Here is a 12,938-nt window from a genome sequence, read left to right on the forward strand (position 1 = left end):
CATCCATGCAAAAAGTGAGGAGAATTTCCTGCACTTATGCTGGATGTGAGAAACTTACGCTTTATTTTTTTTTCGATAGCTGGATGGAGAAAGCCCAACATGCTTTCGGAACACCTTGCTGAAATAATTCAATTCCTCAAAGCCACTTTCAGCAGCAATTTGCTGGATGCTTAAATCAGTGTGCGTTAGCAGCGAGCAAGCCTTTTCCATGCGAAGCTGTGTCAAATAATTCATAACCGTTGTCTGGTACTCTTCTTTAAACCTTTTAGCCAAGTATTGAGGAGAAATATGGAAGCGGTCAGCCAAGCTTGCTAAAGTAATATCTTCCTTCATATGATCATTAATAAAGTTGCGCACAGCCAATATTGGATTCGAGGTTTGGAGAACGACCTTGTTGTAATCAATTTTGTCAATAATATCGTAAAAAATTTGACTTAATTTCATTGACCATTCATCGAGCTGACTTAGCCATAATGGCATCGTCTCATGCAGTCGTTCATCCTTCAGCTGCGTATACATTCTCATTAGCAGCAAATTAATCTCAACCGTATAATGCTGCATTTCCCGCAGCGACACAACCTGCTTGCTAGATAAATCCTCCGTAAACTCAGCAATAAGCTCAGACAAGTAGTCTTTATTTTTTGTACGAAGCGCTTCAAGAATTACAAATTCTTTATCGATAAAAAACTGAACAGCGTTTGAATGGCTTGCTGGTTTCCGGGATATCGATTCATTCAAAATATTGCAGCTTAAAATCATCGATCTTTCCTCGGACAAGGCCTGAATTAACCCGCTTGCATCAATTTGCTGCCTTTGGAAGCCGACGAATGAGGAGAGGCGCAATATTCGCTGCCAAGCTTTTTGTATGCTTAATACTGCTTGTTCAATGTCTTCGGGCAGCATACGTGAATTCATTAATAAGATGATAAAGGCTTCATAATGAATAACATAGCTGGGGCCAATAGGAGAGACAAGCTCCTGAATGATATTTTTTGCTGCAAAATTAAATAACTGCTCATCACGAGCATAATACTGCTTAATAACATGCTCTCTGTTGCGCGGCAGGAAGGTGGCAGCGTACAAAGCTTTAGGATCGAGGCCAAGCTCCGACAGAAAGGAGGAGAGGGCCTTAAGCGATAGCTTCTCCTCCTCAATAAGATTCGAAAAACGCTGCTCGTTGTAAAGCTGATTCACCTCATTTAGTTTAAATGCGGTGCTTAGTTCCTTAAGTCGCGCATCTTGCTCCGTCTTAACTTGTGCAAGAGCTTTTTGTACTGCCTTTTCCAGATCGTTAATTTTGAAGGGCTTAAGCAAGTAATCAACACCATTGGCAAGCAATGTAGCACGGGTGTAACTGAATTCCTGGTAGCCACTCAATACAATAACCTTAGAGGTCCAGCCTTCTTCTCTCAGTTTTTCCAAAAATTTCGGACCGTCCATAATATGCATGCTCATATCGCAGATAATGATTTCAGGATGATGCTCGCGCACGAGCTCCAGCGCCTCCAATCCATGCTCAGCCATCAGAATGCGATCAATCTGGTAGCTGCTCCAATCAATAGCAAGCTCTATGCCTTCACGGACATGCTCTTCATCATCGACAATTAACAGTTTCATACGTTTTCTCCTCTGGTTGGATCAATGGGAAGCATGAGCGCAACCGTTGTTTGTTCATAAGGTGCACTTGTGATGCTCCATTCGAAGCCGTTACCGCAGTAAAGCGCAAGACGTTTCAACACGTTTGCCAAACCGATTCCTTTTTTCTCCGTAACAACCGTCTGCTGTTCGATTACAGATTTTTTCACCTGATTAATTTGGTCATCGGTAAAGCCTTTCCCATTATCTATCACTTCAATCAGCAATTTATCGGTTACGACAATGTTTACGGTAATATGAATTGTGCCATTACCTCTTTCAAGACCGTGTATAATACTGTTTTCTACAAGGGGCTGCAGGATCATCTTCGGAACTCGAATTGTTAGCGCCTCTTCAGGGCATCTCAGATCAACCTGAAGCTTATTCTTGTAGCGGCCCTTCTGCAATACAATATAATGCTCCAAATGCGCCATTTCATCGGACAGGTTCACTGCCTCGCTTTCGATGTCCATCGTATAACGAAACAGAGCGCCAAACTCAGCAAGACGGTCACTTACCTCACGAGCATTCGCTTTAATGGCGAGTGTTCCGATTGATTGCAGCGTATTGTAGAAAAAGTGAGGGTTGATTTGCGCCTGCAGCATTTTAAGGCGAGCCTGAGACAGCTCTAGCTGATGCCTGTACTGCTTGTTCCACAGCTCATCCAGCTCGCTGGCCATTTCTTGAAATCTGAGTTCCAGCAGATCGAGTTCATCTGGCGTAGCAGGTTTAGGCTTGCGTTTCAATTGAAAATTACCCATTTGCAGCCGTTTAATATGCTGAAGCATGAGCTTTACTCTTCGCAGCATGTAATAGGAAATAAAGGCTGCCAATACCGAAACAAAGATTAACGAAACGATTTGTATCAATAAGGTTTTATTGAGCGCATTTGTTCTCGCTGCATTAATAAGCGATTCGGGAATCAGCTTTACGAGTGTGAGAGTTGTTCCATTGGTGTTAGTTTGATAATAGACATAACTGCCTTCGGTTGCTTGCAGCTCGCCTTTGTTCAAGCTGCTTGAATCTTGAAGACGTTGATTAAGCTCGCTTTGCCATGGGAGCTCGGGATAACTCTCGCTGGTTTCTTCAGTAGTATAGAGCAGCTCCATATCTTCTCCGATAAATAAATAGATCGGTCCATGCTCGCTAGTTGTCAACGATGCGATCATGCTGCGAATTTGCGCCGGCTTCACATCAAAGGTCGTCAACCCAATAATTTCACGGGTCTCGATATCGATAAATGGTTTATTGACGCGCAAGCGCCTTTCCTTATTATAATAAGTTACTTGAAATGGCTGCTGCAATTCGTCATGAGCATACGAAAGCTCCTGTCCGTTAAAATCAGGAATCGTAACTTTAGAGTTATAGTTTTGTCGTATATTGAATTGCTTATTGGTCAGAGCGCTTTTATAGGAAACGGAGCCGATTTCACCATGGTTTCCATAAATTTGCTCAAGCCTTTGTGCGATATACACGCTTTCTGCTGGGGTTTGAGGCTCAGTCGAGGACAATAAACGTACAAGCGTCACATCCGAGAAATAAGAAAGACCCAGCAATGACAGGTCATGGAAATAGGAATGCAAGGTTGAAAGTGTAATTGACATTGAGTTTTGATTCAGTTCAACTAGCTGGGTTTTGATCGCAGTTCCAGTAATCTGGTAGGACAAATAGTTCGATACGATAAATGGGATCGTGGTCGCAACGATTAAGCTAATGATGATTTTTGATATTATGCTTCCCTTAATAAGCTTCATTTTGACCCCCTGTATAATGACTTTAGGAGCATTGTAGCACAGCGCCTATGAATTTTGCATCTATAAAACGTTCATGATAAAGTGAATGCAAATAACAGTGAGGATGACTGATGTGGATACATATAAATTAGTGGATGTGCTTAACAGCAATAAGTTATCCAGCTTCATTATGCAACAGAACGGCGAAGTTGTGCTTCATCATGAGCTTCAGGCTAATGCGTCAGAGGCGCTTATGCCGATTAACTCCTGCACGAAAAGCATCGTTTCTGCTTTATATTGCATCGGTTTAAGTGAAGGCTGGCTGCCGTCCATTGACCGTAACATTGTGGAGTGGTTTCCTGAGCTTGAGGACAGTCAAGACAAGCGTAAGCTTAACATAACGGTAGAACATGTGCTAACCTTGACGGCAGGCTTTCAATGGGACGAATTTGGCGGTAACAAGAACTTTCCGCGGATGACGCGTTCTCGTCATTGGCTTGACTATGTGCTAGCTCAGCCGCTTGCTGCTGATCCAGGCACGAAGTGGAGCTATAATTCTGGCATATCTCAGCTGCTATCTGCACTAGTGGTACGAGCCAGCGGCAGAGAACTTGATAAAATTGCAGAAGAAAAGCTGTTTGGCCCGCTCGGCATATCGCAATACCGCTGGAAGACGGATCCCCAAGGCATACATACCGGAGGGTATGGCATGGAGCTAACGGCAATGGATATGCTTAAGTTCGGCCAGTTATTTTTACAACAAGGATATTGGAATGAAAAACAGCTTATTCGATCAGAGATTTGCAAGCAGGCAACAACACCATATATTCAGGTAGAAGCACCTGAGTCAGGTCGCTACGGCTGGCATTGGTGGTGTGACGAGGGGAATGGAGTATCCTATTATTATGCACGCGGTTACGGTGGTCAGTTTATTATAATCGTGCCAAGCGTTCGGGCCGTCATCGTAAGCACGCGAGATCAGAAGCATAAGGCAAGATCCGGACTTGATATATTCAGAGAAATGATTCTGCCTGATTTGCAATAAGACAATAGTAGAGCTGTAGGCCGTTGAACCGAGCCTGCAGCTCTGTTTTTTTTGGCACATACTAACTTATCATCGGCTAACATATAATGCTATATCAGCTTTCAATTGATGCCATTAACATGAACGTAAGTCAGCAGGCAGCATAGAAAGGAGTGGTGAATGTGAAGCAGCAACGCTCGTACACGATGATGATAGTCAATCTATGCAGCGGCGCACTGCTGGTATTGTCGGCTCTATACTTTACAGTTCCGATTGTGACAGTTATTAGCAGTGAGTTTGAAGTAAGTACGACGACAGCAGCTTTATCAGGGACAGCTTTTTCACTCTTTTTTGCCTGTGGCTGTTTAGTATATGGACCACTGTCCTCTCGACTAGGTCGGAAAAAAGTAATGGTTGCCGGGTTGCTTGGTCTGGCAGCAGCTACATTGTTGACCGTAAAGGCACAATCTTTTACCGAGCTTCTGTTGCTTCGCTGCTTGCAAGGGGCCACAGCCTCAACGTTTTCACCGGTCGCATTAACCTATGCAGGAGAAATGTTTCCGGAAGGAAGGAGAGTATCTGTTATCGGCTATATTAGCACAGGGTTACTAATGTCTGGCATCGTTGGTCAGGTCGCATCCAGCGCTCTTACCTACTGGTTAGGCTGGCAATCCTTGTTTTTAGTGTTCGGTATAGCGTATATGCTGCTAGTCATTAGCTTTATTTTATTTCTACCTGAAGCTCCAAAAGCTGGGCTTGCGAGCATGCCCAACAACGTCTATGGCACAAGTAATACGAGCTTTGCGAGTAAAAGCTTGCTGCTTTGTTACTTCATAACGTTTACCGTGCTGCTTTGCTTTGTGGGTGCGTACAGCGCCTTAGAGTTTTATTTAAGCAAAGCTCCATTTTTATTAGACGAATCAGCTATTCTGGCTATCCGAGCGGCAGGTATTGCAGGAATGCTGCTGTGCCCGTTTGCGGGGAGGCTATGTAACCGCTATGGCAAACCAATTATTTTGCGTATCGGTTTGACATTAGCTGTCGGTGGTTTGCTGCTGTTAGGAATCATGAAGCAGCCGCTGCTCTATGCGCTTGTTAGCATTGTATTTGTATCAGGCATTGCGTTGATTGTTCCATCGCTAATCGCATTAATCGGTGAGCTGGGAAGGGAGAGGCGGGCGCTCGCAACATCTCTGTATACTTTTATTTTATTTGTCGGCGCATCGCTTGGACCAATTGCAGCACTTCAACTTATTCATAGCAACTGGCTTGGATTTTCTGTTTATCATTCGTTTGCATGCTTATTCCTCATTAGTCTGATGTGCTCTCTATTTGTTCGAGAGCCTTCTTCCTCCACCGTTCCTTCAAGCAAATATGCAAAATCAACTAATACCTGAAATAATCTGAAATAATAGCAAGGGGATAATAAGAAAAAGGCAGCCTCAGCGGTCAAGTTCATACTGGCCAAAGCAGGCTGCCTTTGTCGACAAAACATTTCGAGTTACTTTAAACAGGTTTGTATTCGCAATGATTTGGCAATTCTAAATAACTGCACCGCTCTTAACGGTTACTTCGCAGGTGAGCTAATGACTCCGCAGGCGATGCGAGCGCCAGCATTGCCGGCAGGATTGGTAACATAGTCGTCTGGAGCAGCGTGAATAACAAGCGAAGTTCCCTGCTTGCTGCGAAGCGTGTTTTTCTTGCCTTTTTTCAAGGTAACTTCATTCGTAAGCAGCGTAACATCGACGGTGCCGTCTTCAGAAACGACGATATTTGGAAGATCTCCGCTGTGGAAGCCCTTAGGGTTGTTGAAGCCATGCTGCTTATGCTTTGGATTGAAGTGCTCGCCAGCAGATGTGAATTCCGGCGGTTCACAAAGCCCTTTTTCATGAATATGGATAGCGTGCTCGCCTGGTGGCAGCTGCTTCGCCTGAACGTGGATATTGACGTTTTTTCCTTCTTGAATAAAGGTTGCTTGTCCAATCGTGCTGCCATTAGCATCGATGATTGGAATGGATAGTGGTCTTTCTGCTGCTTGGCTGACAGGTGCCAGCAAAAACAGTGCGATACAGCTACTTAAAATAAGCTTTTTCATCGTGTCCTCCTAAATTGGTAAATTGGCTAATAGAGATATGCGTAGCTTGCGCGTGTTGCCTATGAAATATTCTTATGGTAATGGTTCAAGTTACAAAGTTGCTTGTGTTATATAATATGACACGAACAGTGCTTCGGAGGGAGGTGGTATATTTGAAAAACCGAACATTAAACAAGCTATCGAAGAAAATGTTCGAGATATACTCAGAAAACATTGACTATAACTAACATTTAATAGTAAAATTTAGAAAAACAGAAATGATCATGTTAGGAAATGTGACTTTTATCAACAGGGTCAGGTTCAATTTTCAGGAGGTAGTCGACATGTCAACGGCCAAAAAACGGATGGAATCATTTCAATATGATTCCGAGTCATTTTATGATGAGATGTTTGATAAGATTGGCGGCATTCGTCCTCATTACCAATCGATTTATTCCCAATTTGCCAAAATGAGTCCGGGAAATCAGGCAGCACGACAGCAGGCTTTGCAGCAGCGCATGATTGAGGAGGGTATTACCTTTACACTTTATCAATCTGATCAATCAGAGCCTCTTGAACGGACGATTCCTTTTGATTACATTCCAAGAGCTATTGCCGCAAACGAATGGGAACAGGTCGATCTCGGCTTACGTCAAAGGGTGCAGGCTTTAAACGCATTTCTTCATGATATTTATCACAATCAGAATATTGTCAAGGATGGCTTGATTCCTCGCAGGCTCATTGTATCCAATACGTATTATCGTCCAGAGATGGTGTCCTTGGACGTTCCGGGCGGGGTATATGTCACGGCATCAGGCATAGATCTTATTCGCGATGAGCATGGGGACTTTTATGTGTTAGAGGACAATTTGCGCTCCCCTTCAGGCTTTTCTTATTTGTTCAAGGGGAGAACATTGATGAGAGAGCTGTTTCATGATCTATATCTAAGCAATGCGGTAGTTGATATCGAACGTAGCTTGAATGCATTTTTAAGCTCCCTGCGAAGCATTGCGCCGAACGGAAAAAAAGATCCTGTTATCGCACTTCTAAGTCCTGGTGCATATAATTCAGCTTATTTCGAGCATACTTTTTTAGCGCAGCAAATGGGCATTTATCTTGTAGAAGGCCGAGATTTGCTTTACAAGGACCATAAAATTTATATGCGCAGCCTGAATGGCCTGCAGCAAGTAGACGTCATTTATCGAAGAGTCGACGATGATTTTTTGGACCCGCTCGCCTTTAATCCTAATTCGTTACTTGGCGTTCCAGGGTTAATGAACGCTTACCGTGCTGGAAATGTAGCAATCGCCAATGCACCCGGAACGGGAGTTGCAGATGACAAAGCGATTTATGCGTATGTACCAGATATGATTCGTTATTATTTGCATGAGGAGCCGATTTTGAACAATGTTCCTACGTATTTGCTTCATCGAAAAGAAGATAGAGAGTACGTGCTAGAGCATTTACGGGAGCTAGTAGTCAAGGAGACGTCTTTATCTGGAGGCTACGGCATGCTGATTGGTCCTTCAGCCTCCGATCAGGAGCTGGTTGCTTTTTCAAATGCGATTAGAGAAAATCCTTCTCGCTATATTGCGCAAAAAACGATGAAGCTTTCGACAGCGCCGATTATGCATAACGGTATAATGACGCCACGACATATTGATTTGCGCGGATTTGTGTTGAAGGGCAGCGAGATGCACGTCATACCTGGTGGACTGACTCGAGTCGCTCTGGTAGAAGGCTCGTTGGTTGTCAATTCATCTCAAGGGGGCGGAGTTAAGGATACATGGGTGTTAAAGCAGCAAGAATAATACACAAAAATATTTATACGAAGGTACAGCAATATTACGAAGTGTTGGAGGGATGTAGATGCTGAATCGTACCGCAGAGGCTTTATTTTGGATTGGCAGATATATGGAGCGAGCTGAAAATCATGCAAGACTAATCGATGTTTACTACCATTTGCAGCAGGATGAATTTAATCACAGCGATGCTTTCGACGCCAAGCAGCATAGTGACAAGTGGAAGCGCATTGTTGATGCGCTCGGCAGCAAAGCATCCTTTGAGCACGAATATGGTGACTACAGTGAACATACAGTCCTTCTATACGTGACACTCGACCGTGAAAATCCGAATTCTCTCGTTTCCTGTGTCAGTCATGCACGCAACAATTTGCGTACATTGAGAGAGCTGGCACCGACAGAGCTATGGGAAGTACTTAACAGCTTTTATTTATGGCTTAAGGATCAAAATGGCGAAGCGATGCTAATGGATTCACCGCATAAATTTTTCTCGCAAATTAAAACCTGGTGCAATATGTTTTATGGAAGCGCGCATTCGGTCATGCCAAGGCATAACGAATGGAGCTTCATGGAGTGCGGAAGATATTTGGAGCGAGCGGAAAATACGCTGCGCATTTTGCATACGGTGCAGCCTGCGCTCAAGCTGACTTCCATCCAATCGTATCCGTACTTGCAAGGGGTATTAAAATCGCTAAGCGGATATCAAACCTATCGCAGGCTATATGCCGATACCCTATCGGTAGAACGAATTTTGGAGTTTGTCGTATTGAATCCGATCTTCCCGCGCTCCGTTCACTTTGCTTTTCACCAATTGGTTGAGCGAATCCGATCGTTTGATCTCTCTGAAAAGCAGTTGAAGCTGGCTCATGAGCGAATCGTTAGACAAATAAGCAAGCTGACTGCCGAGCTTGATTGCATCGAGGTGTCCGAGCTGACATGTGAAACGAAGGATGAATTAACGAAGCGCCTGCTTGATTCATGCTCATGGATTGGAGAGGAATTCGGCAAAACCTTTTTTCTTGACGGGGTGGTTAGTGCATGAAGTTGAAAATCAGCCATATTACGACGTATCGCTACGCCCAGGAAGTGATAGACAGTGTCAATGAAATCAGGCTCAGTCCTGTAACGAATGAGCGGCAGTCGTGCTATAACTATAGTATTTCGATTGAGCCGAATGCGTCGCTGTTTGCTTATGAAGACAGCTTTGGCAATCGCGTGCATGCATTTTCAGTGAATCAGCCCCACCAGATGCTGACGATAAAAACCTCCATGATTGTGGTGACAACAGAGCCCTTTACGATGGATGATAAGAAAAAGCTGCTTAGTCAGAAGCCTAGCAAGGCATGGGAAATGCTTGCGTCGGATGAGTTGATTGATCGGTTTATTGAGTTTTTGCTGCCCACGACATATACGGAAATGACCGATGAGATTGATAAGCTGAAGGATGCCATTCCTAGTCTTAGTGTAGTGGAAACCGCGAATAGCGGCACTGCAATCCCTGTATCATCGGTTTACGAATGGGTGGATGCTTTGTGCAATTATATTCGTACGCATTTCACCTACGATCCGGAGGCGACAACGGTTAATACGAAAGCTTATGAGCTAATTTCCAAGCAGCGAGGCGTTTGTCAGGACTTTGCTCATTTGATGATTGCGGTTTGTCGTGCGAAGGGAATACCTGCGCGATACGTGAGCGGTTATCATTTCGTTGGCGATCTGCAAGGAGGAGTAGCTGATTTTGAACAGGCTTCTCATGCATGGGTCGAGGCTTATGTACCGGAGCTTGGCTGGTGCTCCTTCGATCCGACCAATGCTACGTCGTTCGATGATCGATATGTGAAGCTGGGGCATGGTCGAGATTATACGGATATTGTGCCTGTAAAGGGGATATATCGCGGAACGAGCGAGCAGGAATTAGTTGTGACCGTAGATGTGCAGAAGCTGAGCAATGAGGCATAAGGGGTAACGTTGCCGGGAAAGCGTAAGCGTTGCTCAAGGATAACGCATAGCAGTTTTATTGCTAATAGCTAGTGCTAGTTTGCAATCTTGCTCATACATGTTCAAAATAGCGTATAGGCTGCGGCCTATGCGCTATTTTTTTATATGGTGCTGCTGATTCGGGCAGCTTGGCAGGAAAACAGGGCAGGAATCATGAATGTGGTATAGAAAGGACACGTAGTATAGTAATAGAACATGTATGAGGAGGATGCTTAACTTGGAAAAACTATTGGACTTGGATGCAACGGAAGTCGCGGCTCTTATTAAAAGTGGAGAAATGACTTCGTTGCAGGCTACCATGACATACATAGAGCATTTGAAAAGAGCGAATGGACGGATTAATTGTGTAACAGTCGATCGCTATGAAGCAGCAAGACAAGAGGCCATTCATGCTGATATGATGCAGCAAAACGGAGAAACGAAGGGCAGACTGCATGGCGTGCCTATTAGTGTAAAGGATTGCTTTCATGTAGCAGGCATGCCGACGACCTCAGGGCTGGCTTACAGAGCAGAGCTGATTGAACAGGAGGACGCTGCCGTTGTCAAGCTGCTCAGACAGGAGGGGGCTATTATTGTAGCCAAAACCAATACTCCAGCACTTTGCTTCTGTCAGGAGACGAATAATAAGCTGCATGGCCGTACCAATAATCCTTGGGATCTAACGCGTTCAGCGGGTGGCTCCAGCGGCGGAGAAGGAGCGTTAATGGCGGTAGGAGGCGCTGCTGTAGGATTAGGTGCTGATATTGGCGGTTCGATTCGTTTTCCAAGTCATTATAACGGGATTGTAGGATTTAAATCTGGTAACGCTCAAGTTGATGATACGGGCAATTATCCGCAAGTTTCCATACCTGAGCAGCACCGCATGCTAGGAATTGGCGCAATGGGCAAATCAGTGCGTGATGCTCGACTAATTCATGAAATTTTGACAAACGGGAAGCGTACTTTTGTTGATCTGGATGCCTACGAAGTAGTGATCCCGGAAAAGCAGCCGGATATCCCGCTAGGAGCGGATACAGAGGCACTTCTTCATGCGTTGCGAGATCGAATTGGAGCGGACTTCAAAATAAGTCGCGAGCTGCCTCCCCGTTTTCAAGAGTCTGCGCTGTATTGGCAGGAGCTGATGAGTATCGATGGCGCCAAGCACATTCAGCGATTGCTAAGCAGCAATGGTTCTAAAAAACCGCTTAGTGAATATATAAAAGAAAAGCTCACAGGACGATCAGAGATACACTCCTATTTGTCTTGGGCGTTGCTAGGAGCAGGTATGTTCAAGCCATCAGAAGAGCGTTTATCGGAAATTCGTGCAGAGCTTGAGCTGGGTGACCGTGAGCTAAGTGAGTATTTCTCAGCACGACTGCTTATTTTGCCAGTGTATCATGAACCAGCACAAAAGCACGGAAAACAGTATGGGGAAATTTTCTCGATTCGCAAAACATTTAAGCAATACATGCCTTATATTGCATATGCCAATGTATGGGGGCTTCCTGCCTTGACGCTTCCAATTGGACAGGATTCAGCCGGAATGCCGATTGGGGTACAGCTTATAGCCGCTAATGGTCACGAGGAAGCGTTGTTTCAGCTGGGAGAATGGATCGAAGAAGAAATTTATCGTTACAAGCGATGCAACATGTACGATCAAACGCATCAAATCTGAGGAAATGGGGACGCTAATGAAACGTGATGTCGATTTATTTGCACCGGTAAACCAATAAAGGGGTAATCTCATGGATGTATTTCTGGAGAGCGGCTATCGGGAGCAATATAATAACTGCTATGATGAGAGCCTGAAGCTGTTTCAATGTGACTATGAAGAGCAGTATTTGCATACGACTTATGGCAAAACCTATGTGCTGCAATTTGGAGATCGCACGAAGCCGCCTCTTGTGCTGCTGCACGGAATGACGATGAGCTCGGTCATGTGGTATCCAAATGTAAAAGCGTGGACGGAGCATTATGCTGTATACGCTATCGATATTATAGGGGATATCGGTAAAAGTATGGCTAGTGAAGTCATACTGCAAAAAGAGGAGGCCGTTGATTGGCTGAAGGAAACCGTTGACCAGCTAGGCTTGAAACGTTTCTTGCTGGCAGGTCATTCGATTGGAGGCTATATTTCCTTGCGGTTTTCACTTGCTTATCAGGATAGGGTTGAAAAGCTGGCTCTTTTTGCTCCCGCCGCTGCCTTTCATCGTTTGCATTGGCGTTTTTTCTATTACTCTTTTCCAGGATTATTATTTCAAACTGAGAAATGGGTCGATCGTGCCTTTCGTTCACTATCTGCGGAAGGGCTGCCGTTCGCCCCGGGCTATCGCGAATTTATATTGGCTGGCTACCATCATGCACTACCGAGGCTGCGCTTGTATCCTTTGAGAATTGAACCAGAGGAGCTGGTGACGCTAAAGGTGCCAGTGCTGCTTATGATTGGTGAGCTTGAGGTTATCTATCCCGCTCAGCAGGCGATCGAATATGCAAAGCAGTATGTGCCAAATATACAATGCATCCTTGTTCAAGGCGCCAATCATACATTTACAATTGAGCGGGCAGATCTTGTTAATGAGCGAACGCTTGCTTTTTTACTGAATAACTAAGATTTAGTGGTCGATCATCATGATTGATCGTATGCGGTGCATCAAAAAGCTTAGCAAATGACGGTGAACAAGCATTTCTGCACA

The 12,938-nt window shown here is 44.6% G+C and carries 10 protein-coding genes; 7 read left to right on the forward strand and 3 right to left on the reverse strand.

Annotated features, from left to right (window positions below; all coding sequences use genetic code 11):
* Positions 1-54: 54 nt before the first annotated feature.
* A complete protein-coding gene (locus ACFP56_RS13930; protein ID WP_379235482.1) occupies positions 55-1,617 on the reverse strand; it encodes a response regulator transcription factor in 1,563 nt (520 codons plus the stop codon).
* Complete coding sequence (locus ACFP56_RS13935) at positions 1,614-3,389, reverse strand: sensor histidine kinase (protein ID WP_379235484.1); 1,776 nt, start codon at positions 3,387-3,389, stop codon at positions 1,614-1,616. The genes ACFP56_RS13930 and ACFP56_RS13935 overlap by 4 nt, the downstream gene beginning before the upstream one ends.
* 112 nt (positions 3,390-3,501) lie before the next feature.
* On the opposite strand from ACFP56_RS13935, the gene ACFP56_RS13940 reads away from it, so the two are divergent.
* Positions 3,502-4,413: a serine hydrolase domain-containing protein gene (locus ACFP56_RS13940; RefSeq protein ID WP_379235486.1), complete on the forward strand. Its 912-nt coding sequence runs from the start codon at positions 3,502-3,504 to the stop codon at positions 4,411-4,413.
* A gap of 161 nt (positions 4,414-4,574) precedes the next feature.
* The gene (locus tag ACFP56_RS13945; protein ID WP_379235488.1) at positions 4,575-5,789 is read left to right on the forward strand and encodes an MFS transporter; all 1,215 of its coding nucleotides are present in this window, start codon (positions 4,575-4,577) and stop codon (positions 5,787-5,789) included.
* A gap of 170 nt (positions 5,790-5,959) precedes the next feature.
* Here ACFP56_RS13945 and ACFP56_RS13950 read toward each other — a convergent pair whose 3' ends face one another.
* Positions 5,960-6,487 (reverse strand): superoxide dismutase family protein, encoded by a 528-nt coding sequence (locus ACFP56_RS13950; protein ID WP_379235490.1) that lies wholly within the window; start codon positions 6,485-6,487, stop codon positions 5,960-5,962.
* Between the two features lie 323 nt (positions 6,488-6,810).
* Here ACFP56_RS13950 and ACFP56_RS13955 point away from each other — a divergent pair, with 323 nt between their 5' ends.
* From ACFP56_RS13955 to ACFP56_RS13975, 5 genes are all read left to right on the forward strand, one after another.
* On the forward strand, positions 6,811-8,277 hold the full coding sequence (locus ACFP56_RS13955; RefSeq protein ID WP_379235492.1) for a circularly permuted type 2 ATP-grasp protein: 1,467 nt from the start codon (positions 6,811-6,813) through the stop codon (positions 8,275-8,277).
* A gap of 58 nt (positions 8,278-8,335) precedes the next feature.
* Positions 8,336-9,310: an alpha-E domain-containing protein gene (locus tag ACFP56_RS13960; RefSeq protein WP_379235494.1), complete on the forward strand. Its 975-nt coding sequence runs from the start codon at positions 8,336-8,338 to the stop codon at positions 9,308-9,310.
* The gene (locus tag ACFP56_RS13965) at positions 9,307-10,227 is read left to right on the forward strand and encodes a transglutaminase family protein (RefSeq protein WP_379235496.1); all 921 of its coding nucleotides are present in this window, start codon (positions 9,307-9,309) and stop codon (positions 10,225-10,227) included. Before ACFP56_RS13960 ends, ACFP56_RS13965 begins: the two co-directional genes overlap by 4 nt.
* Positions 10,228-10,483: 256 nt before the next feature.
* Positions 10,484-11,920: an amidase gene (locus ACFP56_RS13970; RefSeq protein ID WP_379235498.1), complete on the forward strand. Its 1,437-nt coding sequence runs from the start codon at positions 10,484-10,486 to the stop codon at positions 11,918-11,920.
* Between the two features lie 70 nt (positions 11,921-11,990).
* Entirely contained in the window at positions 11,991-12,854 is an 864-nt protein-coding gene (locus tag ACFP56_RS13975) for an alpha/beta fold hydrolase (RefSeq protein WP_379235500.1), read from the forward strand.
* The last annotated feature ends 84 nt before the right edge of the window (positions 12,855-12,938 follow it).

This window comes from Paenibacillus septentrionalis, assembly GCF_042659865.1.
Lineage (GTDB): Bacteria > Bacillota > Bacilli > Paenibacillales > Paenibacillaceae > Pristimantibacillus > Pristimantibacillus septentrionalis.